We start from the raw sequence: 25,464 nt of genomic DNA, 5'->3' as shown, positions 1-25,464 counted from the left end.
GACGCCAGTGGGAGATGTCATGTAGGCCTTTGTCGCGGATTGACGCTTTCGGCAATTCCCCTGTCGTTTTTGCACCCGGTTCGTTCAGCCCCTGGGCATATGCTGGCCCCAAAGCGCCGGCAGACGATTCGGCGCATGAATCGCCTACAAGGGGACGCCTGATGAGCCCAGCCGAATTGCACGCCGACAGCATCGTTATCGACGGGCTGATCATTGCCAAGTGGAACCGCGACCTGTTCGAGGACATGCGCAAAGGCGGCCTCACTGCCGCCAACTGCACCGTGTCGGTGTGGGAAGGCTTCCAGGCCACTATCAATAACATTGTGGCCAGCCAGACCCTGATCCGTGAGAACAGCGACCTGGTGATCCCGGTGAAAACCACCGCCGACATCCGCAAAGCCAAGGAATTGGGCAAAACCGGCATCATCTTTGGCTTCCAGAACGCCCATGCGTTTGAAGACCAGTTGGGCTACGTCGAGATCTTCAAGCAGCTCGGCGTTGGCGTGGTGCAGATGTGCTACAACACCCAGAACCTCGTGGGCACCGGTTGCTACGAGCGTGATGGCGGCCTGTCGGGCTTTGGCCGTGAAATCGTTGCCGAGATGAACCGCGTCGGCATCATGTGCGACTTGTCCCACGTTGGCTCCAAAACCTCCGAAGAAGTCATCCTCGAATCGAAAAAACCGGTGTGCTACTCCCACTGCCTGCCGTCCGGCCTTAAAGAGCACCCGCGCAACAAGTCTGATGAAGAACTCAAGTTCATCGCCGACCACGGCGGTTTTGTCGGCGTGACCATGTTCGCGCCGTTCCTGGCCAAGGGCATCGATTCGACCATCGACGACTACGCCGAAGCCATCGAATACACCATGAACATCGTCGGCGAAGACGCCATCGGCATCGGCACCGACTTCACCCAGGGTCATGGCCAGGATTTCTTCGAAATGCTGACCCATGACAAGGGCTACGCCCGCCGCCTGACCAGCTTCGGCAAGATCATCAACCCGCTGGGCATCCGCACCGTGGGCGAGTTCCCCAACCTCACCGAGACCCTGCTCAAGCGCGGCCACCCTGAGCGCGTGGTACGCAAGATCATGGGCGAGAACTGGGTCAACGTGCTTAAGGACGTTTGGGGCGAATAAGCCACCACTGACACTTCTTTTCCCCCGGTCATCCGTGCCGGGGGCATCCAAACGAATTTTCTGGAGTTAAGTTTCCATGGCCAAAATCGCCCCGCAATTGCCTATCGAAGTCGACAGCGAAACCGGTGTCTGGACTTCCGACGCCCTGCCAATGCTCTACGTGCCGCGCCATTTCTTCGTCAACAACCACATCGGTATCGAGGAAGTGCTGGGCGCTGATGCCTACGCCGAGATCCTCTACAAAGCCGGCTACAAGTCCGCCTGGCACTGGTGCGAAAAAGAAGCTGAGTGCCACGGCCTGGAAGGTGTTGCGGTGTTCGAGCACTACATGAAGCGCCTGTCGCAACGCGGCTGGGGCCTGTTCAAAATCCAGGACATTGACCTCGACAAAGGCACTGCCAGCGTCAAGCTCGAACACTCGGCGTTTGTCTACGTGTACGGCAAGGTCGGGCGCAAAGTCGACTACATGTTCACCGGCTGGTTTGCCGGCGCCATGGACCAGATTCTGCAAGCGCGCGGCAGCAAAATCCGCACAGTGGCCGAACAAGTCTACGGAGGCTCCGAAGAGGGCCACGATGACGGCCTGTTCACCGTCAAGCCGTTGTAAGCCGAGGACCGTGCCATGGCTTTCGAAGCAATGTTCCAGCCGATCCAGATCGGCAAACTGACCATCCGCAACCGCGTGCTCAGCACTGCCCACGCCGAGGTGTATGCCACCGACGGCGGCATGACCACCGACCGCTATGTGAAGTATTACGAAGAGAAAGCCAAGGGCGGCATCGGCCTGGCGATCTGTGGCGGCTCCTCCGTGGTGGCCATCGACAGCCCGCAGGAATGGTGGAGTTCGGTGAACCTGTCCACCGACCGCATCATCCCGCACTTTCAGAACCTCGCCGACGCCATGCACAAGCATGGCGCCAAGATCATGATCCAGATTACCCACATGGGCCGCCGCTCGCGTTGGGACGGGTTCAACTGGCCGACGCTGATGTCACCGTCCGGCGTGCGTGAGCCGGTGCACCGTGCCACCTGCAAAACCATTGAGCCGGAAGAAATCTGGCGCGTGATCGGCAACTACGCCAGCGCCGCCAAACGCGCCAAGGCCGGTGGGCTGGACGGCGTGGAACTGTCCGCCGTGCACCAGCACATGATCGACCAGTTCTGGAGCCCGCGCGTTAACAAGCGTACCGACGAATGGGGTGGCACCTTTGAAGGCCGCATGAAGTTCGGCCTGGAAGTCTTGAAAGCCGTGCGTGCTGAGGTCGGTGACGACTTCTGCGTGGGCATGCGCCTGTGCGGTGACGAATTCCACCCGGACGGCCTGTCCCACGAGGACATGAAGCAGATCGCCAAGTATTACGACGACACCGGCATGCTCGATTTCATCGGCGTGGTGGGCTCGGGTTGCGACACCCACAACACCCTGGCTAACGTTATCCCCAACATGAGTTACCCGCCGGAGCCGTTCCTGCACCTGGCGGCCGGTATCAAGGAAGTGGTCAAGGTTCCGGTGCTGCACGCGCAGAACATCAAGGACCCGAACCAGGCTACGCGCATTCTGGAAGGCGGCTACGTGGACATGGTCGGCATGACCCGTGCGCACATCGCCGACCCGCACCTGATCGCCAAGATCAAAATGGGCCAGATCGACCAGATCAAGCAGTGCGTCGGCGCCAACTACTGCATCGACCGTCAGTACCAGGGCCTGGACGTGCTGTGCATCCAGAACGCCGCGACCTCCCGTGAATACATGGGCGTGCCGCACATCATCGAGAAATCCACCGGGCCAAAACGCAAAGTCGTGGTGGTGGGTGCCGGCCCGGCCGGGATGGAAGCCGCGCGCGTTGCCGCTGAACGTGGCCACGACGTGACGTTGTTCGAAAAGAAAGAGTTTATCGGTGGGCAGATCACTACCGCCTCGAAAGCCCCGCAACGTGACCAGATCGCCGGTATCACGCGCTGGTTCCAGCTGGAGCTGGCGCGCCTGAAAGTCGACCTGCGCTTGGGCGTGGCCGCCGATGCCGACACCATCCTGGACCTGCGTCCGGATGTGGTCGTGCTGGCAGTGGGCGGCAATCCGAACGTTGAACAGAACGAACACTGGGGTGCGGCCGAAGGCTTGATCGTCAGCAGCTGGGACATACTCGACGGCAAGGTGGCGCCGGGCAAAAACGTGCTGGTGTACGACACCATCTGCGAATTCACCGGCATGTCGGTGGCGGATTTCCTCGCGGACAAAGGCAGCCAGGTCGAGATCGTCACCGACGACATCAAGCCGGGCGTGGCCATCGGCGGTACGTCGTTCCCGACCTACTACCGCAGCATGTACCCCAAAGAAGTGATCATGACCGGCGACATGATGCTGGAAAAGGTCTACCGCGAAGGCGACAAGCTGGTGGCGGTGCTGGAGAACGAATACACCGGTGCCAAAGAGGAGCGGGTGGTTGACCAAGTGGTCGTCGAAAACGGCGTGCGCCCGGACGAGGCCATCTACTACGCCCTCAAGGAAGCGTCGCGCAACAAGGGCCAGATCGACGTCGAGGCGCTGTTCGCGATCAAGCCGCAGCCTTGCCTGAGCGAGCCGGGCGACGGGTATTTGCTGTTCCGCATCGGTGACTGTGTGGCGCAGCGCAATACCCACGCTGCGATCTATGACGCCCTGCGCTTGTGCAAGGATTTCTGACGAGGTGAACTCGGTCAAATGTGGGAGCTTCACCATGTTGAACACCCTGCTTCCTATTCTCTTATTTGCCGCCCTGGGCCTTGCCGTCCTCGGCGCCCTGCGCCGGGTGAACATGTGGCGCCGTGGCCGCGCGGCCAAAGTCGATCTACTCGGCGGTCTGCTGGCCATGCCCAAGCGCTACATGGTCGACCTGCACCACGTGGTCGCCCGCGACAAATACATCGCCAACACCCACGTCGCTACCGCCTTGGGCTTTGTGCTGTCGGCCTTGCTGGCGATTCTGGTGCACGGCTTCGGCCTGCATAACCGCATCCTTGGCTACGCCTTGTTGCTGGCCTCGGTGCTGATGTTTGTCGGCGCCACCTTCGTCTACCTGCGTCGCCGCAACCCGCCATCGCGTCTGTCGAAAGGCCCGTGGATGCGCCTGCCGAAAAGCCTGATGGCGTTCTCGGTGAGCTTCTTCCTGGTGACCTTGCCAGTGGCCGGGATCCTGCCGGCTGACTTTGGCGGCTGGCTGCTCGCTGCCTTGCTGAGCCTGGGCGTGCTGTGGGGCGTGTCCGAAATGTTCTTCGGCATGACCTGGGGCGGCCCGATGAAGCACGCCTTCGCCGGTGCCCTGCACCTGGCCTGGCACCGCCGCGCCGAACGCTTTGGCGGCGGCCGCTCCACCGGTTTGAAACCGCTGGACCTCACCGACAAATCCGCGCCGTTGGGCGTGGAAAAACCGGTGGATTTCACCTGGAACCAACTGCTCGGTTTCGACGCCTGCGTGCAGTGCGGCAAGTGCGAAGCGGCGTGCCCGGCGTTCGCCGCCGGCCAGCCGCTGAACCCGAAAAAGTTGATTCAGGACATGGTCGTCGGCCTGGCCGGTGGCACCGACGCCAAGTTCGCCGGCAGCCCTTATCCTGGCAAGCCCGTGGGCGAACACGGCGGCAATCCGCATCAGCCGATCGTCAATGGTTTGGTGGACGCCGAGACCCTGTGGTCGTGCACCACCTGCCGCGCCTGTGTGGAAGAGTGCCCGATGATGATCGAGCACGTGGACGCCATCGTCGACATGCGCCGCCACCTCACGCTGGAAAAGGGCGCTACGCCGAACAAGGGCGCCGAAGTCCTCGAAAACCTGATCGCCACCGACAACCCGGGCGGCTTTGCGCCGGGTGGCCGGTTGAATTGGGCGGCAGATTTGAACCTGCCCTTGCTCAGCGACAAAGGCACCACCGACGTGCTGTTCTGGGTCGGTGATGGCGCGTTCGACATGCGCAACCAGCGCACGCTGCGCGCGTTCGTCAAAGTGCTGAAAGCGGCCAAGGTCGACTTCGCCGTGCTCGGCCTGGAAGAACGCGACAGCGGTGACGTGGCTCGCCGTTTGGGCGATGAAGCGACCTTCCAGCTGTTGGCTACGCGCAACATCCAGACCCTTGAGAAATACTGCTTCAAGCGCATCGTCACCTGCGACCCGCACAGCTTCCACGTGCTGAAAAACGAGTACGGCGCCTTCAACGGCAACTACCTCGTGCAGCACCACAGCACCTTCATGGCCGAGCTGATCGGCGAAGGCGCGCTGAACCTGGGCCAGCACAAGGGCGATAGCGTGACCTATCACGACCCGTGTTATCTCGGCCGCTACAACGGCGAATACGAGGCGCCGCGCCAGGTGCTGCGTGCGCTGGGCATTGAGGTCAAGGAAATGCAACGCTCGGGCTTCCGTTCACGCTGCTGCGGCGGTGGTGGCGGCGCGCCGATCACTGACATTCCCGGCAAACAACGTATCCCCGATATGCGCATGGACGACATCCGCGAAACCGGCGCCGAGCTGGTGGCTGTGGGGTGCCCGCAGTGCACGGCGATGCTTGAAGGTGTGGTTGAACCGCGTCCGTTGATCAAGGACATCGCCGAGTTGGTTGCTGACGCGTTGCTTGAAGACGTCGCACCGGCCAAAGCCCCTTTAAAGCGTGAACCTGCGGAGGTGCATTGATGAGCGACATTATCCGCCGCGACCCACGGGCCGAATGGATCGCCCGCAACCGCCTGCACCCGCTGCATGCGGCGATGCAGCCGGTACAACAGAGCTGGATGGGGCCGAACGGCGTCATCCGCAAAAACGTGCACGGTGTCGGCTTTATCGGCCCCAACGGCATCAAACGCATCGACCGCAGTGGCGCCCAGCAGGGCGGCGCAGCCAAACGCACGGCAGCGGTGGAAGTGCAATTGCCGCTGCATCAGGTCGCGGCGCCGGCGTTCTACATCAACGTGGTACCGGACATGGTCGGCGGCCGCCTGAGCAGCCACGACCGCGACTTGCTCGGCCTGGCACGCCAGTTGGCGGGCAGCGACGGCGCAGTACTGGCCGTGGTGTTTGGCGAACACAAGGAAAGTGCCTTTGCCACGGCCGGTGTTGATCGCCTGCTGGTGCTGGAAGGGCACGAGTTTGATGGTTATTCACCTGAGCAGCGCGTTCAGGGCCTGCGGGCTGTGGATAACCAGTTCAACCCGCGTCATTGGTTGCTGCCGGACAGCCGCAGTGGCGGCGGTGAACTGGGTCGGCGTTTTGCCGCCAGCCTCAAGGAACGCCCGGCCACACGCGTCTGGCAGATCAAGGGCGAGGAGTGCGTCGGCCGCGCCGGTGCGGGCCAGGAAGACTTGGCCCGGCCACTGCCGCGCCTGATTCTGGCGGCGGTGGAATGCGCCGAACCGGTCAGCGAAACCCGTCACGAAGTGTTGCCCGTTGAGTTATCCACAGCCCTGGCGCGCAGCCTGCCGCGTATTGAAGACCTCGGCGCGGTGGCGGTCGACCCGGCTGCGATTCCGATGGCCGAAGCCGAGTTCATCTTCTCCGGCGGCAATGGCGTGAAGGACTGGGCGCTGTTCCACCAGACCGCCGCCGCGCTGGGCGCTACCGAAGGCGCTTCGCGCGTGGCCGTGGACGACGGCTTTATGGCCCGCGACCGCCAGGTCGGCGCCAGCGGCACCTGGGTCACGGCGCGGGTGTACGTGGCCGTGGGGATTTCCGGGGCGATCCAGCACCTGCAGGGCATCGGTGCCTGCGACAAGGTGGTGGCAATCAACCTCGACCCGGGCTGCGACATGATCAAGCGTGCCGACCTGTCGGTGATCGGCGAAAGCGCCGCAATCCTGCACGCCTTGATCGCAGCGGTGGAAGCCTACCGCAACGGCGCCAAGCGCGATGCAGCTTAAGGATATGGCCATGACCACGAATGTAATCAGCCTGGTGTCCATCGGCGCTCACCCGACTTCGGGGCGCCCGCGCCGCGCCGAGCAGGACGCGCGCGCTGTCGAGCTGGGCCTGCAAATGGCTGGGGCTAAGTTGCAGGTGCTGCACGCCGGCAACATCCACGAACCGACACTGCGCAGCTACCTGGGCATGGGCTTGCCGCAACTGCACGTGTTAGAACAGCCGGCGGGCAGCGATGCGTTGCCGGTGCTCAGCGAGTATCTGCGTGAGGCGGGCGCCCAGGTGGTGCTCACCGGCAGCCAGGCCGAGACCGGCGAAGGCTCGGGCATGTTGCCGTTTCTGTTGGCTGAACAGCTGGGCTGGCCGCTGATTGTCGGGCTGGCGCAGGTTGAATCCATCGACGGTGGCGTGGCGCACGTGCTGCAAGCCTTGCCGCGTGGCCAGCGGCGGCGCTTGAAGGTGCGCTTGCCGTTTCTGGCGACGGTGGATAACGCCGCGCCCAAGCCCCGCCAAAGCGCCTATGGGCCTGCGCAGCGCGGTGAACTGGCGGCGCATGAAGTCGAGATCGAACAGGACGAGTTATTCACAGGCGCGGTGCTGCAACCGGCCAAGCCTCGGCCCAAGCGCCTTAAGGTGATCAAGGCCAAGAGCGGCGCGGATCGGATGAAGGCTGCGACCGCCAAGGCCAGTGGCGGCGGCGGGCAGGTGCTTAAGGGGCTGACTCCTGAAGCCGGCGCCGAAGCGATCCTCAAGCTGCTCATTGAAGAAGGCGTCGTACGCTGATCAAAAATGTGGGAGGGGGCTTGCTCCCGATGGCGGTGTGTCAGTCAGCTCATCTGTAGCTGAGCCACCGCTATCGGGAGCAAGCCCCCTCCCACATTGGTTTTTGCAGTGCTCAAGGGATTACCCACAATCCCTGTTGACCCACCTGTGGATAACCTGTTCGCGCTTGTCCACACCCCCTGTGAATCAAGCCCTCCAGCCCTCTGTACGAAAAACAACCAGGCTAACTGACGGTTTTTCCTGGGTTTTTGCACTGAATAACGTTGAGCGCTTGTACAGACTTGCCCCCAAAGTCTGTTGGCGCTTCTGTGGATAAGATGTTCGCTACTGACTACAGCCCTTGTAAACAGAGGCTTTAAGTGAGTTGGTTGAAATATGACCAATTCGTGGTTTTGATCGACTTTAATCGCTGAATACCCCGGTTTATGCAGGTTTGAGGCGGTTTTCCACAGCATGGTCAAAGTTGCCCCCAAAGTCTGTTGGTGCTTCTGTGGATAAGGTGTTCGCGTACTGCTACAGGGTACGTATACCGTGGCTTTCAAGGTATTGATCAATAAATGATCAGATGTGTTCAAATACCGCCAACTTGAATAAGTCACGGATTTTCTTCATTTAATTTTGAGGGGAGGGCGCACTTGCCCACAATTGCTGTGGGTGGCTCTGTGGATAAGTTGTTGGGTAAAGGCTGGAGGGCTTGCCGCTTCAGGGCTGTAACAGTATTGATTAGATTATGAGCAATGTGGCGATCCAAATGTGGGAGCTGGCTTGCCTGCGATGGCTGCAGTGAATTCACCGCCGCCATCGCAGGCAAGCCAGCTCCCACAGTTTGGTCTGTGGTGTGTCAGTTACTCATGTACCGCCACACCTTTGAGATAAGGCGCCGGCGCCGCCCCCAAATTGCTCAGCAAACGCTCGCTGTACCAATCCACAAAGTTCACCACACCAAACTCGTATGTCTTGGAGTACGGTCCAGGCTGGTAAGCCGTGGAGTTGATCCCGCGCTGGTTTTCTTCGGCCAGGCGACGGTCCTGGTCGTTGGTGGCGTCCCACACCTGGCGCATGCGGTCGACGTCGTAGTCCACGCCTTCCACGGCGTCCTTGTGCACGATCCACTTGGTGGTGACCATGGTTTCCTGGGCGCTGATCGGCCACACCGTGAACACAATGATGTGGTCGCCCATGCAGTGGTTCCACGAGTGCGGCAGGTGCAGGATGCGCATCGAGCCCAGGTCCGGGTTTTTGATGCGGCCCATCAGCTTGTTGCAGCCTTGTTTGCCGTCCAGGGTCATCGACACGGTGCCCTTGAGCAGCGGCATGCGCACGATGCGGTTACGCAGGCCGAAGCTGGCGTGGGCGTAAGGGATTTTCTCTGCATCCCAGGCGGCTGCGGAAGCGGCGACGTGATCCTTGAACGCCTGGTCGGCGCGCGGGTCGGTGACGTCGTCCCATTCCAGCAGGGTTTTCAGCAGTTCAGGGTGCGACGCGTTGCAGTGGTAGCACTCGCGGTTGTTTTCCAGCACCAGCTTCCAGTTGGCTTTTTCGAACAAGGTGGTGGTGATGGCCACCTTGGTGTTCTCCATGTCGTACGGCTCCATGTAATGGTTCAGCGTCGACAGGAAGTCATCAATGGCCGGCGGGTTTTCCGACAGGCTGATGAAAATGTAACCACCCGCGGTTTTCACGTTTACCGGCTTGAGGCCGTATTGCTTCATGTCGAAGTCGGCGCCCATCTCGGTGCCGGCGAACAGCAAGCGGCCGTCCAGTTCGTACGTCCACTGGTGGTAGTGGCAGACGAGCTTGGCAACCTTGCCCTTGTCGCTGGTGCACAAGCGCGAGCCACGGTGGCGGCAGACGTTGTGGAACGCATGCACCACGCCCTCGGCGCCACGGATCACGATGATCGGGTTCTTGCCGATTTGCAGGGTGATGTAGTTGCCCTTGGTCGGGATTTCGCAGGTCATGCCGGCGATCAACCACTCTTTCTGGAAAATTTCCTGCATGTCGATATCGAACAGCCGCTCATCAGAGTAAAACGGCTGCGGCAGCGAAAAGGTGCGCTCGCGCTCTTGCAGCATTTGCGCGGTGGCCTTGCGTGCGGGTTCCAGCGGATCGCCCAAGCTTAAGGTTGCGGTGACGTCCATCGTGTGTGTCCTCATGGCCATTCTGTGTGGCCGGCGAATAGTGGCTACGGTTGTCGCTTTGCAAGGCGTAAAGAAAGCGTCTGTGTTGTGAGCGAGTGTGGGGCCGGCGAACACCAGAACCTTGTCCATTAGCGACATGGCCCACTCTGATCCCGACGCGCAAGCCCCGTGGTATGGGGGCTGGTCGCGATAAGTATGTGAATGTCGCAGATAGGTAAATGGGCGGTTCGCGCGTTACGCAGAATCGCCACCATAAGGCCGAGCATCGGCGGTGGAGAGTAAGCATGTCCAATAATTTCCTGAACCCGGTAACCACCCAGACCTGGGCCAATGGTCGGCACATCGTCCGTTGCGTCAAAGTCATCCAGGAAACCTGGGACGTGCGCACCTTCTGCTTCATGGCCGACCAGCCGATCCTGTTCTTTTTCAAGCCCGGGCAGTTCGTCACGCTGGAGCTGGAAATCGAAGGCCAGCCGATCATGCGTTCCTACACCATTTCCAGCTCTCCGTCGGTGCCGTACAGCTTTTCGGTGACGATCAAACGGGTGCCGGGCGGGCGAGTTTCCAACTGGCTGCACGACACCTTGCATGAAGGGCAAGAGCTGGCGGTGCACGGGCCGGTCGGGTTGTTCAACGCCATCGACTTTCCAAGCCCGAAAGTGCTGTACCTCAGCGGCGGCGTCGGTATCACGCCCGTCATGTCCATGGCGCGCTGGTTCTACGACACCAACGCCAACGTCGACATGACGTTTATCCACAGCGCCCGCTCGCCCAAAGACATCATTTACCACCGCGAGCTGGAACACATGGCGTCGCGGATCGACAACTTCAGCCTGCACCTGATCTGCGAGAAACACGGCCTGGGCGAACCCTGGGCGGGCTATCGCGGTTACCTGAACCACAAGATGCTCGAACTGATGGTGCCGGACTTCCTCGAGCGCGAAGTATTCTGCTGCGGCCCGACGCCGTACATGAACGCGGTGAAGCGCCTGCTGGAAGCGGCCGGGTTCGACATGGCGCGTTACCACGAAGAATCCTTCGGCGCGACGCCGCCGGAAGCGCGTGCCGACGCTGTAGAGCAAGCCGAACAAGCCGCCGATGCGCCGGAAATCGACCTGGCGGACCTGCACCAGGTGGAATTCATTGCCTCGGGCAAAAGCATCCGCGTGGCCCCGGGCGAAACCGTGCACGCCGCGGCAGCCAAGCTCGGCCTGCTGATCCCGAAAGCCTGCGGCATGGGCATTTGCGGGACGTGCAAGGTGATGAAGCTGGGCGGGGAAGTCGAGATGGACCACAACGGCGGGATTACCGAGGAAGACGAAGCCGAGGGTTACATCCTCTCGTGCTGCAGCGTGCCGAAAGGCGACGTGCGCATCGAGTTCTGACCGCTGATCGTTCCCACGCTCCGCGTGGGAATGCCTCCTGGGACGCTCCGCGTCCCGCTTTCGCGCACGACTCATGCCTTACGCATGTTGTGACGCGGAGCGTCACGGGCTGCATGCCCACGCAGAGCGTGGGAACGATCTGCTAGGCGAATTGCTCGTTCCCATGCTCCGCGTGGGAATGCCTCCTGGGACGCTCCGCGTCCCGCCTTCACGCACGACTTATGCCTGGCGCACGTTGTGACGCGGAGCGTCACGGGCTGCATGCCCACGCAGAGCGTGGGTAGGATCTTTAGAGCCAGCGCTGGATGTCGATCAGGCCTTCCATTCCGGCGTAGTTGCGAGCGCTGGAGTAGCGCCAGTGTTCGGCCAGGTCCACGTAACCCCGCTTTACCGGGTTGTGGTGGATGTAATCAAGCTTTTGACGCATCACTGCCTCGCTGTACACCAACTCGGCATGTGAACCCTCCTGCCATAGCTGGTACACCCGATCCGCCTTGTGCGCGCGTTTGCTGAAGCGCAGGCGTTGCAACACGCGCTCGGCGCCTTTGGTTTGCAAGTCATTGATGATGGTGCGGGCGGTAAAGGATTTGAATTGGCTGACGCATTTGCCTAGGTCAGGCGCCTGGGCGACGAAGTGCAGGTGATTTTCGAGGACGACATAGCCGTAGAGGTTTAGCGCTTCATGACGTTGTTGATAGCGCCAACACTCCTATAGATGACCAACGATGTAATCGCGGGTAAACAGCGGTAGCCATTCCATGACGGTGCAAGTCAGGAAATGAGGTTTTTCGGGTTCGGTGATGGTGTAGCGGCTTCTGCCCATGCGTTCATCCTTGAACCGGGGTGCGGCCTGGACGCGGAGCGTCCGGGGAGGCGTTCCCACGCAGAGCGTGGGAACGATCAGTTGAGGGGTTACTGGGCGTAGACGTGGACAACGAAGTGCTGGCCGGATGCTGTCAATTCATAGACTTTATCGTAAACCCGCAACGTTCTTGATGGCTCGCGGATGGTGTCGCCGACTTTGGCGTATTTGCGGAACTCATCCCAGTCGATGACGGTGGTGCTGACAGTGCCGTCGCTTTGCAGGGTGTTGCTGTTGCTCTGATATTCCATGGTTTTGCTCTCTGCTGGATTTCCGTTTCCGGCCGAACATTCGGCAGGCAGGTGTACCCGAAAGGTGGCCGCTGCAGCGGCCTTTTCCTTTCGGGTTCCAAGAGGCTAGTCAATGAAAGTGCAGCGTGCTGCTGTCAGAAATATCAAATAACAGACTCGGCGTTACGCCAGTATCAGGCGCCCATCACTTCGCGAATATCCGCCGCCAATTCTCTTACACGCTCTTCCTCGGTATCCCATGCACACATGAACCGCGCGCCGCCTTTGCCGATGAAGGTGTAGAAGCGCCAGCCCTTGGCTGTCAGTGCTTCGATGGCGGCTTCCGAGAGTTGCAGGAACACGCCGTTGGCCTGCACCGGGAACATCAGTTCCACGCCGGGAATATCCGCTACCAGGCTGCTCAACAATTGCGCGCAGCTGTTGGCGTGGCGTGCGTGTTTGAGCCAGGCGTCGTTTTCCAGCAAGCCCACCCACGGGGCGGACAGGAAGCGCATTTTCGACGCCAGTTGGCCGGCCTGTTTGCAGCGGTAATCAAAGTCTTCGGCCAGTTTGTGGTTGAAGAACAGGATCGCTTCACCCACGGCCATGCCGTTTTTGGTGCCGCCAAAGCACAGCACGTCCACACCGGCTTTCCAGGTCAGGTCGGCGGGCGAGCAACCGAGGAAAGCGCAGGCGTTGGAGAAGCGCGCGCCGTCCATGTGCAGGTTCAGACCGAGTTCCTTGCAGGTGACGCTGATGGCGCGGATTTCATCGGGGGTGTACACGCTGCCGACTTCCGTGGCCTGGGTCAGGGTGACCACGCGCGGTTTGGGGTAGTGGATGTCCTGGCGCTTGAGGGCGATCTCGCGGATCGATTCCGGGGTCAGCTTGCCGTTTTCGGTGCGGGCGACTAGCAGCTTGGAGCCGTTGGAGAAAAACTCCGGCGCGCCACATTCGTCGGTCTCGACGTGGGCAGTTTCCGAGCAAATCACGCTATGGTAGCTCTGGCACAGGGACGAAAGCGCCAGCGAGTTGGCGGCGGTGCCGTTGAAGGCGAAGAATACTTCGCAGTCGGTTTCGAACAGGTTGCGGAAACCGTCAGCGGCGCGGTGGGTCCATTCATCATCGCCATAGGCGCGTTGATGGCCCTGATTGGCGAGTTCCATGGCGGCCCAGGCTTCCGGGCAGATGCCGGAATAGTTGTCACTGGCGAATTGTTGGCTCTTGTCGGTCATGGCCCATTCCTGTGGTCGATGTTGGTGCGCACTGTAACCAAGATCGTTGGGGGTGCGCACGCACTGTAAATGCAAAGTCACTGGGGAATTATGCACGGTACCGAAACCTTGCCTGTCGGACGCGTCCGCGATGGCGCTCTGGATTTGCTCAAGTGGCTGGCGCTGCTGAGCATGGTGCTCGATCACCTGCGCTATGTGGGCTTGAGCCTGGATGGCCTGTATGTGCCGGGGCGCCTGGCGTTTCCGTGGTTTTGCCTGGCGATTGCGGCGAATTTGCACCGGGTAAGGCATGCTCCGGTGACGGGGCAATGGCGCTACTTGGGTTGGCTGCTGCTGTTTAGCGTGATCAGTGAAGTGCCCTATCGAGTGTTTATCGAGGATGCCGATACGTTGAACGTGTTGCCGACCTTGGCGCTGGGGTTGCTGGTTGCGCGAGGATGGCAGCAGAAGGCGGTTTTTGATCGAGGATTGGCGCTGATCGCCCTCGCAATTGCCGCTGTGTTTTCGACCCATCTGATGTTCGGTTTTTTCGGTGTGTTGTTGCCGCTGGCGATGCTGGTGGTGTTTCGTCGGGCTTGGTATTTCAGCGTGTTGCCGGGGCTGGTTTGCCTCGCCGCCAACCAATGGCAGATTCTGCTCAATAGCGGCACGCCTGTCGCTTTATTGGGGTTGGCCGCATGCTTGATTGCGCCATTGGCTGGTTTGGTCTTATTGCGACATGCCAAAAACGCCTCGCCACCGGCCATGCGTCGCTGGGCTTACACCCTCTATCCCCTGCATTTCCTGCTGCTGCTACTCGTCCGTCAGATCAGCGCGTAACCCTTGTGGGAGCTGGCTTGTCGGGCCGCCGCATCGCTGCGATGCAGACACCTCGGTCTGTCAGCAAAACTGCGGTGATGCCATCGCAGGCAAGCCAGCTCCCACACAAGCCCACATTTGTTCTGCGTTGTTCGCTCCATGTCGTAAACGCACCTTTGCGTGGCGTGCGTAGGCATTTGACCTGCCAGCGCCAGCCCTACCATCGCATCAAAGGGCCCTGCACGGGCCTCAACAATACGAAAGGCTGGGAGAGACGCGATGTTCAGCAAAAAAGACCAGATCCAGGGATATGACGACGCCTTGCTGGCGGCCATGAATGCCGAGGAGCAGCGTCAGGAAGATCATATCGAGCTGATCGCGTCAGAGAACTACACCAGCAAACGTGTGATGGAAGCGCAGGGCAGCGGCCTCACCAACAAATACGCCGAAGGCTACCCGGGCAAGCGCTATTACGGCGGCTGCGAGCACGTGGACAAGGTTGAAGCCCTGGCCATCGAGCGCGCCAAGCAGCTGTTTGGCGCTGATTACGCCAACGTGCAGCCGCACTCCGGCTCGTCCGCCAACAGCGCCGTGTACCTGGCCCTGATCAATGCAGGCGACACCATCCTCGGCATGAGCCTGGCCCACGGCGGCCACCTGACCCACGGCGCCAAAGTGTCGTCCTCGGGCAAGCTGTACAACGCAGTGCAATACGGCATCAACACCGACACCGGCTTGATCGACTACGACGAAGTCGAGCGCCTGGCCGTTGAGCACCAGCCGAAAATGATCGTGGCCGGTTTCTCTGCCTACTCCAAGACCCTGGATTTCCCACGCTTTCGTGCCATCGCCGACAAGGTTGGCGCGTTGCTGTTCGTCGACATGGCCCACGTTGCTGGCCTGGTTGCCGCCGGCCTGTACCCGAACCCGCTGCCGTACGCCGACGTGGTGACCACCACCACCCACAAGACCCTGCGCGGTCCGCGTGGCGGCCTGATTCTGGCCAAGGCCAACGAAGCGATTGAAAAGAAACTCAACGCAGCCGTGTTCCCCGGCGCCCAGGGCGGCCCGCTGATGCACGTGATCGCCGGCAAGGCCGTGTGCTTCAAGGAAGCTCAGGAGCCCGGCTTCAAGGTTTATCAGCAGCAAGTCATCGATAACGCCCAGGCCATGGCCGATGTGTTTATCAAACGCGGCTACGATGTAGTGTCCGGCGGCACCGATAACCACCTGTTCCTGGTCAGCCTGATCCGCCAGGGCCTCACTGGCAAAGACGCGGATGCCGCCCTCGGCCGCGCCCACATCACCGTCAACAAGAACGCCGTGCCGAATGACCCGCAGTCGCCGTTCGTGACCTCGGGCCTGCGCATCGGCACCCCGGCGGTGACCACGCGCGGTTTCAAAGTGCCGCAGTGCATCGAACTGGCGGGCTGGATCTGCGACATCCTCGACAACCTCGGCGACGCTGATGTCGAGGCCAATGTTGCCAAGCACGTGTCTGCCCTGTGCGCTGATTTCCCGGTTTATCGCTGAGCGCGGTTTTGGAGTAATGACTATGCAACGCTACTCGGGCTTCGGCCTCTTCAAGCACTCACTCAGCCACCACGAAAACTGGCAGAAGATGTGGCGCACGCCGACCCCGAAAAAGGTCTACGACGTGGTCATCGTCGGCGGCGGCGGGCATGGTCTGGCGACCGCCTACTACCTGGCCAAGGAACACGGCATCACCAACGTGGCCGTGGTCGAGAAAGGCTGGCTGGGCGGCGGTAACACCGCGCGCAACACCACCATCGTGCGTTCCAACTACCTGTGGGACGAGTCGGCGCACCTGTACGAACACGCGATGAAACTGTGGGAAGGCCTGTCCCAGGACCTGAACTACAACGTGATGTTCTCCCAGCGCGGCGTCTACAACCTGTGCCACACCCTGCAAGACATCCGTGATTCCGAGCGCCGCGTGAGTGCCAACCGCCTCAACGGCGTGGACGGCGAACTGCTCAATGCCAAGCAAGTGGCCGACGAGATTCCGTACCTCGACTGCTCGAAAAACACCCGCTATCCAGTACTCGGCGCCACCGTGCAACGTCGCGGCGGCGTGGCCCGTCACGATGCCGTGGCCTGGGGCTTTGCTCGCGCGGCTGACGCCCTCGGCGTGGACTTGATCCAGCAGACCGAAGTGATCGGCTTCCGCAAGGAAAACGGCGTGTGCATCGGTGTGGAAACCAACAAGGGCTTTATCGGCGCCAAGCGCGTCGGTGTGGTCACCGCCGGTAACTCCGGGCACATGGCTTCGCTCGCGGGCTTTCGCCTGCCGATCGAATCCCACCCGCTGCAAGCGTTGGTGTCAGAGCCGATCAAGCCGATTATCGACAGCGTGATCATGTCCAACGCCGTGCACGGTTACATCAGCCAATCCGACAAGGGCGACCTGGTGATCGGCGCCGGTATCGACGGCTACAACGGCTACGGCCAGCGTGGCTCGTACCCGGTGATCGAGCACACCATCCAGGCCATCGTCGAGATGTTCCCGGTGCTGTCGCGCGTGCGCATGAACCGTCAGTGGGGCGGCATCGTCGACACCACGCCGGACGCGTGCCCGATCATCTCCAAGACCCCGGTGCCAAACATGTTCTTCAACTGCGGTTGGGGCACTGGTGGCTTCAAGGCCACGCCGGGCTCAGGCAACGTGTTTGCCGCGAGCCTGGCCAAGGGTGAAATGCACCCGTTGGCGGCACCGTTTTCCATCGACCGTTTCCACAACGGTGCACTCATCGACGAACACGGCGCTGCGGCCGTCGCCCACTAACAGGAGAAATTCCCTATGTTGCATATCTTCTGTCCTCACTGTGGCGAACTGCGCTCCGAAGAGGAATTCCACGCGTCCGGCCAAGCGCACATCCCGCGCCCGCTGGACCCGAATGCCTGCACCGATGAGCAGTGGGGCGACTACATGTTCTTTCGCGATAACCCGCGCGGCCTGCACCACGAGCTGTGGATTCACGCTGCCGGTTGCCGCCAGTATTTCAACGCCACGCGCGACACCCTGACCTACGAAATTCTTGAAACCTACAAGATCGGCGAGAAGCCGCAATTCACCGCCAAGGCCTCTGGAGAGAAGGTATGAGCCAGATCAATCGCCTGTCCAACGGTGGCCGCATCGACCGCAATAAAGTCCTGACGTTTACCTTCAACGGCCAGAGCTACAAGGGCTTTGAAGGCGACACGCTGGCCGCAGCCTTGCTGGCCAACGGCGTCGACATCATCGGTCGCAGCTTCAAGTATTCGCGCCCTCGCGGCATTTTTGCAGCCGGCGCCGAAGAGCCGAACGCGGTGCTGCAGATCGGCGCCACCGAAGCCACGCAAATCCCGAACGTGCGCGCCACGCAACAGGCGCTGTACCAGGGCCTCGTCGCCACCAGCACCAACGGCTGGCCGAACGTCAACAATGACGTGATGGGCATTCTCGGCAAGGTCGGCGGCAAGCTGATGCCGCCGGGTTTCTACTACAAAACCTTCATGTACCCGCAATCGTTCTGGATGACCTACGAGAAGTACATCCGCAAAGCCGCTGGCCTTGGCCGCTCGCCGACCGAGAACGACCCGGACACCTACGACAACTTCAACCATCACTGCGACGTGCTGATTGTGGGCGCAGGCCCTGCCGGTCTGGCGGCGGCCCTGGCGGCTGCACGCAGCGGCGCGCGGGTGATCATCGCCGACGAGCAGGAAGAATTCGGCGGTTCGCTGCTGGACTCGCGCGAAAGCCTCGACGGCAAGCCAGCGACCGAATGGGTTGCCAGCGTCATCGCTGAATTGAAAGCCTTGCATGACGTGGTGCTGTTGCCGCGCGCCACGGTCAACGGCTACCACGACCATAACTTCCTGACCATCCACGAACGCCTCACCGACCACCTCGGCGACCGTGCACCGATTGGCGTGGTGCGCCAGCGTATTCACCGTGTGCGCGCCAAGCGCGTAGTGCTGGCGACCGGTGCGTGCGAGCGCCCGCTGGTGTACGGCAACAATGACGTGCCGGGCAACATGCTTGCCGGTGCCGTCTCGACGTACGTGCGCCGTTACGGTGTGGCGCCGGGTAAAAAACTGGTGCTGTCGACCAACAACGACCACGCCTACCGCGTTGCGCTGGACTGGTTCGACGCTGGCCTCAACGTGGTCGCCGTGGCAGATGCGCGCCACAACCCACGCGGCGCTTTGGTTGAAGAGGCGCGCGCCAAAGGCATTCGCATCCTCACCGGCAGCGCCGTGATCGAAGCCCGTGGCAGCAAGCACGTGACCGGCGCCCGCGTGGCGGCGATTGACGTCAAAGCCCATAAAGTCACCAGCCCCGGCGAGTGGCTGGACTGCGATTTGGTCGCCAGCTCCGGCGGCTACAGCCCGGTGGTTCACTTGGCTTCGCACCTGGGCGGCAAGCCGACCTGGCGTGAAGACATCCTCGGTTTTGTACCGGGCGAAGCGCCGCAAAAACGCGTGTGCGTCGGCGGCATCAATGGCGTCTATGGCCTTGGCGATTCCCTGGCGGATGGTTTTGAAGGTGGCGTACGCGCTGCCAGCGAAGCCGGTTTTGCCCCAGTGGAAGGCACGCTGCCAAAAGCCTTGAGCCGCTTGGAAGAGCCAACCCTGGCGCTGTTCCAGGTGCCGCACGAAAAAGCCACCGCACGGGCGCCGAAGCAATTTGTCGACCTGCAAAACGATGTGACCGCCGCCGCCATCGAACTGGCGACCCGCGAAGGGTTCGAGTCGGTCGAGCACGTCAAACGCTACACCGCGCTGGGCTTCGGCACCGACCAGGGCAAGCTGGGTAACGTCAACGGCCTGGCCATTGCCGCGCGCTCGTTGAACGTGACCATCCCGCAGATGGGCACCACCATGTTCCGCCCGAACTACACGCCGGTGACCTTCGGCGCCGTCGCGGGCCGTCACTGTGGGCACATCTTCGAACCGGTGCGTTACACCGCGCTGCAAGCCTGGCACGTGAAGAACGGCGCCGAGTTTGAAGACGTCGGCCAGTGGAAACGCCCATGGTATTTCCCACGCAACGGTGAAGACCTGCACGCCGCGGTGAAACGCGAATGCCTGGCCGTACGCGACAGCGTCGGCCTGCTCGATGCGTCGACCCTCGGCAAGATCGACATTCAAGGCCCGGACGCGCGTGAGTTCCTCAACCGCATTTATAGCAACGCCTGGACCAAGCTCGACGTGGGCAAGGCGCGCTACGGCCTGATGTGCAAGGAAGACGGCATGGTCTTCGATGACGGCGTAACCGCCTGCATCGCCGACAACCACTTCCTGATGACCACCACCACCGGCGGCGCCGCTCGCGTGCTGCAGTGGCTGGAGATCTACCAACAGACCGAATGGCCAGACCTCAAGGTGTACTTCACCTCGGTCACCGACCACTGGGCGACCATGACCCTGTCCGGCCCCAACAGCCGCAAGCTGCTGGCGGAAGTCACCGACATCGACCTGGACAAGGACGGCTTCCCGTTCATGACCTGGAAGGAAGGCCTGGTCGGCGGCGTACCGGCGCGGGTGTTCCGTATTTCGTTTACCGGTGAGCTGTCGTACGAAGTCAACGTGCAGGCCGACTACGCCATGGGCGTGCTGGAACAGATCGTCGAGGCGGGCAAAAAGTACAACCTGACCCCGTACGGCACGGAAACCATGCACGTACTGCGCGCCGAGAAGGGCTTCATCATTGTTGGCCAGGACACCGACGGCTCGATGACCCCGGACGACTTGAACATGGGCTGGTGTGTAGGGCGTACCAAACCGTTCTCGTGGATCGGCTGGCGCGGGATGAACCGTGAAGACTGCGTGCGTGAAGAGCGTAAGCAGCTTGTAGGACTTAAACCGATTGATCCGACAGTGTGGCTGCCGGAAGGCGCGCAGCTGGTGCTGGACCCGAAGCAGTCGATCCCGATGAAGATGGTCGGCCACGTCACCTCAAGCTATGCCCACAACTCCCTTGGTTATTCGTTCGCGATGGCCGTGGTGAAGGGCGGCTTGAAACGCATGGGTGAGCGGGTGTTTTCACCCCAGGCCGATGGCCGCGTGATCGAGGCGGAGATTGTGTCTTCGGTGTTCTTTGACCCGAAAGGCGAACGCCAGAACATCTGATGGACCGAGTCGCCTGCATCGCAGGCAAGCCAGCTCCCACCTTTGAGGGTATTCACAATTCAAAAGGTGGGAGGGGGCTTGCCCCCGATGAGGCCAGAACAGTCACAACAGAATTCAGAACAGGTGCTTTATGACAGCAGCCAATGTGTACCAACAACGCCCCACCACCGGCGCCAAGGCCGAGTCGTCGCTGCACCATGCCGACCTCGCCAGCCTGGTCGGCAAGGGCCGCAAAAACGCCGGCGTGACCGTGCGTGAAAAGAAACTCCTCGGCCACCTGACTATTCGTGGCGATGGTCATGACGCGGCCTTCGCGGCCGCTGTGCACAAGGCCCTGGGCATCGAACTGCCCGGCGCCCTGCAAGTCGTCATCAAGGGCGAAACCAGCCTGCAATGGCTCGGCCCTGATGAGTGGTTGCTCATCGTGCCAAGCGGTGAAGAGTTCGCCGCCGAGCAAAACCTGCGCGCGGCCCTCGGCGACCTGCATATCCAGATCGTCAACGTCAGCGGCGGCCAGCAGATCCTCGAGCTCAGCGGCCCGAACGTGCGCGACGTATTGAGGAAGTCCACCAGCTACGACGTGCACCCCAACAACTTCCCGGTAGGCAAGGCGGTGGGCACGGTGTTCGCCAAGTCACAGCTGGTGATTCGCCACACGGCCGAAGACACCTGGGAACTGGTGATCCGTCGCAGCTTCTCGGATTACTGGTGGTTGTGGTTGCAGGACGCCTCGGCCGAGTTCGGTCTGAATGTCGTTGCATGATCGTTCCCACGCTCTGCGTGGGAATGCATCCCGGGACGCTCCGCGTCCCAAGAGCGGACGCAGAGCGTCCACGGTGGCGTTCCCACGCAGAGCGTGGGAACGATCAAGGAGTCACGCACAATGAGCCGCGCACCTGATACATGGATTTTGACTGCCGACTGCCCCAGCGTGCTCGGCACGGTGGACGCGGTCACCCGCTACCTGTTCGAGCAGGGTTGCTACGTTACCGAGCACCACTCGTTCGATGACCGGCTTTCGGGTCGGTTTTTTATCCGCGTGGAATTCCGCCAGCCCGACGGTTTTGACGAGCAGGGTTTTCGCGATGGCCTGGCCTCGCGCGGTGAAGCCTTTGGCATGATCTTCGAGCTGACGGCGCCGAACTACCGGCCAAAAGTGGTGATCATGGTCTCCAAGGCCGATCACTGCCTCAACGACTTGCTGTACCGCCAGCGCATCGGCCAACTGTCGATGGACGTGGTCGCGGTGGTGTCCAACCACCCCGATTTGAAACCGTTGGCCGACTGGCACCAGATTCCCTACTACCATTTCCCCCTCGACCCCAACGACAAACCGTCCCAGGAGCGTCAGGTGTGGCAAGTGGTGGAAGACACCGGCGCCGAACTGGTGATTCTTGCGCGCTACATGCAAGTGCTGTCACCGGAGCTGTGCCGCAAGCTGGATGGCAAGGCCATCAATATTCATCACTCGTTGTTGCCGGGGTTCAAGGGCGCCAAGCCGTATCACCAGGCGTACAACAAAGGGGTGAAGCTGGTCGGCGCCACGGCGCATTACATCAACAACGACCTGGACGAAGGCCCGATCATCGCCCAGGGCGTGGAGGTGGTGGATCACAGCCACTATCCCGAGGATTTGATTGCCAAGGGGCGCGATATTGAAGGGCTGACGTTGGCGCGGGCCGTTGGGTATCACATTGAGCGGCGGGTTTTTCTCAACGCCAACAGGACTGTGGTGCTTTGACGGCCGCCATCGCAGGCAAGCCAGCTCCCACATTTTGATTTGTGAATACTTTCAAATGTGGGAGCTGGCTTGCCTGCGATGAGGCCCTCAGCAACAACGCAAAAACAGCATCTGTAACCCGAGCACTTTAACGCGCTGCCTGCCTGGGCAACGCGGTTCCATAAAAACAACAGCGAGGTGAAAGCATGTCTGGTAATCGTGGTGTCGTGTATCTCGGCAACGGCCAAGTCGAAGTACAGAAAATCGACTATCCCAAAATGCAGGACCCCCGTGGCAGGAAGATTGAACACGGCGTCATCCTGCGCGTGGTCTCCACCAACATCTGCGGCTCCGACCAACACATGGTGCGCGGCCGTACCACCGCCCAGACCGGCCTGGTGCTCGGTCACGAAATCACCGGCGAAGTGATCGAGATGGGCAGCGGCGTCGAAAACCTGAAAATCGGCGACCTGGTCTCGGTGCCGTTCAACGTCGCCTGCGGCCTCTGCCGATCCTGCAAGGAACAACACACCGGCGTGTGCCTGAGCGTCAACCCGGCCCGCCCGGGCGGTGCTTACGGCTATGTCGACATGGGCGACTGGACCGGCGGCCAAGCCGAATACGTGCTGGTGCCCTACGCCGACTTCAACCTGCTCAAACTGCCGGACCGCGACAAGGCCATGGAGAAAATCCGCGACCTGACCTGCCTCTCCGACATTCTGCCGACCGGCTACCACGGCGCCGTCACCGCAGGCGTTGGCCCCGGCAGCACCGTCTACATCGCCGGCGCGGGCCCTGTCGGCCTTGCCGCTGCCGCCTCTGCACGCCTGCTCGGCGCGGCGGTGGTGATCATCGGCGACGTCAACCCGATCCGTTTGGCCCACGCCAAGGCGCAAGGGTTTGAAATTGCCGACCTGTCCACAGATACCCCACTGCACGAACAAATCGCCGCCCTGCTGGGCGAGCCGGAAGTCGACTGTGCCGTCGACGCCGTGGGCTTCGAAGCCCGTGGCCACGGCCATGAAGGCGTGAAAGCCGAAGCCCCGGCTACCGTGCTCAACTCACTGATGGGCGTGGTGCGTGTGGCGGGCAAGATCGGTATCCCGGGCCTGTACGTGACAGAAGACCCAGGTGCTGTGGACGCCGCCGCAAAAATGGGCAGCCTGAGCATTCGCTTCGGTCTGGGCTGGGCCAAATCCCATAGCTTCCACACCGGGCAAACGCCGGTGATGAAGTACAACCGCCAACTGATGCAGGCGATCATGTGGGACCGCATCAACATTGCTGACATCGTCGGTGTGCAAGTGATCAGCCTGGATGACGCGCCGCGTGGGTATGGCGAGTTTGATGCGGGTGTGCCGAAGAAGTTTGTGATTGATCCGCATAAGTTGTTCAGTGCGGCATAAGGCAAGAGGCTGAAAAAATGGCGACCCTGAAGGTCGCCATTTTTTATGGGTTATTTAAGTGTCGTCAGCCGCAGATAGGGATCCGTCACCTCGCCATTTTTTATCAGGCGCTTGCCGCCGTAATCGCAATGGACCTTGCCGTTTTGCTCGTTGATTTCCTCCGCCTTGAGTTCGTACTCCGGGCTTAGGAAGTCGTCGCTTGTCGCGGCGGTTTGCCCGGTCCATGTCTTGTTACGGGTGGTGGCTGTGTATTGATAGCCCTCGCCATACGGCGGGGGCAGGTCGGGGTCGGTGTAGGGTGTTGATTGAATGTCGCGGGGGGCAGGGCATTGGCCCAGGTCGATGGCCTGATTGCGCGGTTGCTGGCTGTTGATGGCGCTGAATACAGCAAAAAAGTTAGGGATCAATCCGATCATGGGGGTTACAGCTCCTGAGTAGGGTTGCCTGGTAGAGGCTGCCTTGGGTGGGCTGTAACGACGCTTGGGTTCCGGGGAATCGGGTGCCTCGGGAATGGGAAAGGGCGACACGACGTCGCCCTTTTTTGCCTCTACGGGTTAAGCCTGCAAGCGCCGGCTGATCACATCCAGCAAGTCGCAGCCGTCGCGTAACGGAATGGCGCAGAGCAGGGCGAAGTCCTGGAGGACGAGGGTGTCGGTGTGCAGGCCCTCGCGAAACGCGAGGTTTTCCATGACTTGAGTGACCGCGCGGATGCGGTAGACGGCGGCGTCGTGGAGCACGTCAAGCGGGACTTGGGTGTCGATAAGCAGGGACGGGGTGGTGCTGTCGTGGCCGGTGAGCGGCATGTATCGGTTCATGTTGTAACCTTATTCCAGAGAGTGAGGCTGCTACTCAAACGTCGCCAAACGAATGGGTGGCAGCTGTACGCAGGTTGGCGAACCGGTGAAATAAGGCAAAGGCCGGCAGACCCGAAGGTCTCCCACGCACAGCCGCCATAAAGCAGCTTTACGCGTGCAAAAAAACCTGCAAAGAAGCAGGTGCTTTTGCATGCCTAATTTCACCCGAGTCGCCAAACCCGTGTCGCCATATGGACGACCGCCGAACTATAAGCGCCATCCTCCGCCGGGAGCAAGTCGCCTCGCCCATTCATTGGTGCTGAAATGAACACTTGGAAACATCCGGATTTTCGCAATACGTGCCCCTCCAGTCGCCGACGGGCCTGAGGTTCCAACCTGGCACGGGTTTGAGCGAGACCGAAAAGCTTGCGTCGTTACCCATTGGCCCTTTGTAGGTGCAAATAACGGCTGCGTTCTGTGCATCGTATCGGGCATCGTGAAATGTCGCGTCAGCCAGGTAGGACGCTAACGCCAACGGGTTATCGTCTTTCCACAGACGCCCGTCGGGCTGTGTTGCCTCATAGCGATAACCGCCAGATGGCAGTTGAGTTTGCGTGATGCTTTGGATCGGCGGGCACGTGGTGGTTGCCGCAACGGAATTTGCCATGATCATTGGCAACATAGCTGACAGGATGGCGCGCTTCATGGACCCTCTCCCTGGCGTGCAGAAGAGTCATGGTGCGGGCGGTGAACGGCGGTGGCTACTGTTAGAGATGACAGTTGCTTAGAGCCGATTCTGCGTGAGTTGGTACTGGTTATTTCGATAAGTACCGAACGGGCACCGTTACTATGGCCAGTGGGCTGTTGTGGCGAGCGGGCTTGCCCGCGTTGGGCTGCGCAGCGGCCCCAAAACCCGACACGGTGAACGGCCTGAAAAAACGCGGTGATCCTACT

21 protein-coding genes and 1 pseudogene are annotated in these 25,464 nt (G+C 61.1%); 15 read left to right on the top strand and 7 right to left on the bottom strand.

Annotated features, from left to right (window positions below):
• Positions 1–161 precede the first annotated feature (161 nt).
• The 6 genes from BFW87_RS08800 (at position 162) to etfB (ending at position 7,801) form a co-directional block, all read left to right on the top strand.
• Entirely contained in the window at positions 162–1,139 is a 978-nt protein-coding gene (locus tag BFW87_RS08800) for a dipeptidase (RefSeq protein WP_078739483.1), read from the top strand.
• 76 nt (positions 1,140–1,215) lie between these two features.
• On the top strand, positions 1,216–1,746 hold the full coding sequence (locus BFW87_RS08795; protein WP_016972865.1) for a DUF5943 domain-containing protein: 531 nt from the start codon (positions 1,216–1,218) through the stop codon (positions 1,744–1,746).
• A 15-nt stretch (positions 1,747–1,761) separates the two neighbouring features.
• Complete coding sequence (dgcA, locus tag BFW87_RS08790; RefSeq protein ID WP_078739482.1) at positions 1,762–3,822, top strand: dimethylglycine demethylation protein DgcA; 2,061 nt, start codon at positions 1,762–1,764, stop codon at positions 3,820–3,822.
• 34 nt (positions 3,823–3,856) lie between these two features.
• Entirely contained in the window at positions 3,857–5,800 is a 1,944-nt protein-coding gene (gene dgcB, locus BFW87_RS08785; RefSeq protein WP_078739481.1) for a dimethylglycine demethylation protein DgcB, read from the top strand.
• Positions 5,800–7,020 carry an electron transfer flavoprotein subunit alpha gene (gene etfA, locus BFW87_RS08780; protein WP_078739480.1) on the top strand — a complete coding sequence of 407 codons (1,221 nt, stop codon included), beginning with the start codon at positions 5,800–5,802 and terminating at the stop codon, positions 7,018–7,020. Before dgcB ends, etfA begins: the two co-directional genes overlap by 1 nt.
• 10 nt (positions 7,021–7,030) lie before the next feature.
• Entirely contained in the window at positions 7,031–7,801 is a 771-nt protein-coding gene (gene etfB / locus BFW87_RS08775; RefSeq protein ID WP_078739479.1) for an electron transfer flavoprotein subunit beta, read from the top strand.
• Positions 7,802–8,646: 845 nt separating this feature from the next.
• Here the strand turns inward: etfB and gbcA are convergent.
• Positions 8,647–9,942 (bottom strand): glycine-betaine demethylase subunit GbcA, encoded by a 1,296-nt coding sequence (gene gbcA / locus BFW87_RS08770; RefSeq protein ID WP_078739478.1) that lies wholly within the window; start codon positions 9,940–9,942, stop codon positions 8,647–8,649.
• A gap of 284 nt (positions 9,943–10,226) precedes the next feature.
• On the opposite strand from gbcA, the gene gbcB reads away from it, so the two are divergent.
• The gene (gene gbcB / locus BFW87_RS08760) at positions 10,227–11,327 is read left to right on the top strand and encodes a glycine-betaine demethylase subunit GbcB (RefSeq protein ID WP_078739477.1); all 1,101 of its coding nucleotides are present in this window, start codon (positions 10,227–10,229) and stop codon (positions 11,325–11,327) included.
• A gap of 289 nt (positions 11,328–11,616) precedes the next feature.
• Here gbcB and BFW87_RS08755 read toward each other — a convergent pair.
• From BFW87_RS08755 to BFW87_RS08745, 3 genes and pseudogenes are all read right to left on the bottom strand, one after another.
• Positions 11,617–12,150, bottom strand: a pseudogene (locus BFW87_RS08755) (REP-associated tyrosine transposase).
• 89 nt (positions 12,151–12,239) lie between these two features.
• Positions 12,240–12,440: a hypothetical protein gene (locus BFW87_RS08750; RefSeq protein WP_078739476.1), complete on the bottom strand. Its 201-nt coding sequence runs from the start codon at positions 12,438–12,440 to the stop codon at positions 12,240–12,242.
• Between the two features lie 173 nt (positions 12,441–12,613).
• Positions 12,614–13,654 carry a threonine aldolase family protein gene (locus tag BFW87_RS08745; protein WP_078739475.1) on the bottom strand — a complete coding sequence of 347 codons (1,041 nt, stop codon included), beginning with the start codon at positions 13,652–13,654 and terminating at the stop codon, positions 12,614–12,616.
• 90 nt (positions 13,655–13,744) lie between these two features.
• On the opposite strand from BFW87_RS08745, the gene BFW87_RS08740 reads away from it, so the two are divergent.
• The 8 genes from BFW87_RS08740 to fdhA all read left to right on the top strand — a co-directional run bounded on the left by BFW87_RS08740 (position 13,745) and on the right by fdhA (position 23,716).
• Entirely contained in the window at positions 13,745–14,473 is a 729-nt protein-coding gene (locus BFW87_RS08740; RefSeq protein ID WP_078739474.1) for a TraX family protein, read from the top strand.
• A 258-nt stretch (positions 14,474–14,731) separates the two neighbouring features.
• Positions 14,732–15,985: a serine hydroxymethyltransferase gene (gene glyA / locus BFW87_RS08735; RefSeq protein WP_078739473.1), complete on the top strand. Its 1,254-nt coding sequence runs from the start codon at positions 14,732–14,734 to the stop codon at positions 15,983–15,985.
• A gap of 22 nt (positions 15,986–16,007) precedes the next feature.
• Positions 16,008–17,258, top strand: coding sequence for a sarcosine oxidase subunit beta (locus tag BFW87_RS08730; protein ID WP_010207084.1), 1,251 nt, complete (start codon positions 16,008–16,010; stop codon positions 17,256–17,258).
• A gap of 15 nt (positions 17,259–17,273) precedes the next feature.
• Positions 17,274–17,576, top strand: a complete 303-nt coding sequence (locus BFW87_RS08725) for a sarcosine oxidase subunit delta (protein WP_073525868.1) — start codon at positions 17,274–17,276, stop codon at positions 17,574–17,576.
• Complete coding sequence (locus BFW87_RS08720; protein WP_078739472.1) at positions 17,573–20,590, top strand: sarcosine oxidase subunit alpha; 3,018 nt, start codon at positions 17,573–17,575, stop codon at positions 20,588–20,590. The genes BFW87_RS08725 and BFW87_RS08720 overlap by 4 nt, the downstream gene beginning before the upstream one ends.
• 130 nt (positions 20,591–20,720) lie before the next feature.
• Positions 20,721–21,353, top strand: a complete 633-nt coding sequence (locus BFW87_RS08715; protein ID WP_078739471.1) for a sarcosine oxidase subunit gamma — start codon at positions 20,721–20,723, stop codon at positions 21,351–21,353.
• 120 nt (positions 21,354–21,473) lie between these two features.
• Positions 21,474–22,331 (top strand): formyltetrahydrofolate deformylase, encoded by an 858-nt coding sequence (gene purU / locus BFW87_RS08705; protein WP_049711205.1) that lies wholly within the window; start codon positions 21,474–21,476, stop codon positions 22,329–22,331.
• Positions 22,332–22,516: 185 nt separating this feature from the next.
• Entirely contained in the window at positions 22,517–23,716 is a 1,200-nt protein-coding gene (gene fdhA, locus BFW87_RS08700) for a formaldehyde dehydrogenase, glutathione-independent (protein ID WP_078739470.1), read from the top strand.
• Positions 23,717–23,766: 50 nt separating this feature from the next.
• Here fdhA and BFW87_RS08695 read toward each other — a convergent pair whose 3' ends face one another.
• From BFW87_RS08695 to BFW87_RS08685, 3 genes are all read right to left on the bottom strand, one after another.
• On the bottom strand, positions 23,767–24,132 hold the full coding sequence (locus BFW87_RS08695; protein WP_078739469.1) for a hypothetical protein: 366 nt from the start codon (positions 24,130–24,132) through the stop codon (positions 23,767–23,769).
• A 138-nt stretch (positions 24,133–24,270) separates the two neighbouring features.
• Positions 24,271–24,531 carry a hypothetical protein gene (locus BFW87_RS08690; protein WP_254865861.1) on the bottom strand — a complete coding sequence of 87 codons (261 nt, stop codon included), beginning with the start codon at positions 24,529–24,531 and terminating at the stop codon, positions 24,271–24,273.
• A 289-nt stretch (positions 24,532–24,820) separates the two neighbouring features.
• A complete protein-coding gene (locus BFW87_RS08685) occupies positions 24,821–25,216 on the bottom strand; it encodes a DUF3757 domain-containing protein (RefSeq protein ID WP_078739467.1) in 396 nt (131 codons plus the stop codon).
• Positions 25,217–25,464 lie beyond the last annotated feature (248 nt).

The sequence above is a fragment of the Pseudomonas fluorescens genome (assembly GCF_002022275.1).
Taxonomy (GTDB): Bacteria; Pseudomonadota; Gammaproteobacteria; order Pseudomonadales; family Pseudomonadaceae; genus Aquipseudomonas; species Aquipseudomonas fluorescens_AJ.
The sequence above is the reverse complement of the archived record's forward strand: the minus strand, read 5'-3'. Positions and strand labels throughout refer to the sequence as shown.

Coding starts and splice junctions, on each gene's coding strand:
- BFW87_RS08800 (WP_078739483.1), top strand. CDS start 162: ATGAGCCCAGCCGAATTGCACGCCGACAGCATCGTTATCGACGGGCTG.
- BFW87_RS08795 (WP_016972865.1), top strand. CDS start 1,216: ATGGCCAAAATCGCCCCGCAATTGCCTATCGAAGTCGACAGCGAAACC.
- dgcA (WP_078739482.1), top strand. CDS start 1,762: ATGGCTTTCGAAGCAATGTTCCAGCCGATCCAGATCGGCAAACTGACC.
- dgcB (WP_078739481.1), top strand. CDS start 3,857: ATGTTGAACACCCTGCTTCCTATTCTCTTATTTGCCGCCCTGGGCCTT.
- etfA (WP_078739480.1), top strand. CDS start 5,800: ATGAGCGACATTATCCGCCGCGACCCACGGGCCGAATGGATCGCCCGC.
- etfB (WP_078739479.1), top strand. CDS start 7,031: ATGACCACGAATGTAATCAGCCTGGTGTCCATCGGCGCTCACCCGACT.
- gbcA (WP_078739478.1), bottom strand. CDS start 9,942: ATGGACGTCACCGCAACCTTAAGCTTGGGCGATCCGCTGGAACCCGCA.
- gbcB (WP_078739477.1), top strand. CDS start 10,227: ATGTCCAATAATTTCCTGAACCCGGTAACCACCCAGACCTGGGCCAAT.
- BFW87_RS08750 (WP_078739476.1), bottom strand. CDS start 12,440: ATGGAATATCAGAGCAACAGCAACACCCTGCAAAGCGACGGCACTGTC.
- BFW87_RS08745 (WP_078739475.1), bottom strand. CDS start 13,654: ATGACCGACAAGAGCCAACAATTCGCCAGTGACAACTATTCCGGCATC.
- BFW87_RS08740 (WP_078739474.1), top strand. CDS start 13,745: ATGCACGGTACCGAAACCTTGCCTGTCGGACGCGTCCGCGATGGCGCT.
- glyA (WP_078739473.1), top strand. CDS start 14,732: ATGTTCAGCAAAAAAGACCAGATCCAGGGATATGACGACGCCTTGCTG.
- BFW87_RS08730 (WP_010207084.1), top strand. CDS start 16,008: ATGCAACGCTACTCGGGCTTCGGCCTCTTCAAGCACTCACTCAGCCAC.
- BFW87_RS08725 (WP_073525868.1), top strand. CDS start 17,274: ATGTTGCATATCTTCTGTCCTCACTGTGGCGAACTGCGCTCCGAAGAG.
- BFW87_RS08720 (WP_078739472.1), top strand. CDS start 17,573: ATGAGCCAGATCAATCGCCTGTCCAACGGTGGCCGCATCGACCGCAAT.
- BFW87_RS08715 (WP_078739471.1), top strand. CDS start 20,721: ATGACAGCAGCCAATGTGTACCAACAACGCCCCACCACCGGCGCCAAG.
- purU (WP_049711205.1), top strand. CDS start 21,474: ATGAGCCGCGCACCTGATACATGGATTTTGACTGCCGACTGCCCCAGC.
- fdhA (WP_078739470.1), top strand. CDS start 22,517: ATGTCTGGTAATCGTGGTGTCGTGTATCTCGGCAACGGCCAAGTCGAA.
- BFW87_RS08695 (WP_078739469.1), bottom strand. CDS start 24,132: ATGATCGGATTGATCCCTAACTTTTTTGCTGTATTCAGCGCCATCAAC.
- BFW87_RS08690 (WP_254865861.1), bottom strand. CDS start 24,531: ATGAACCGATACATGCCGCTCACCGGCCACGACAGCACCACCCCGTCC.
- BFW87_RS08685 (WP_078739467.1), bottom strand. CDS start 25,216: ATGAAGCGCGCCATCCTGTCAGCTATGTTGCCAATGATCATGGCAAAT.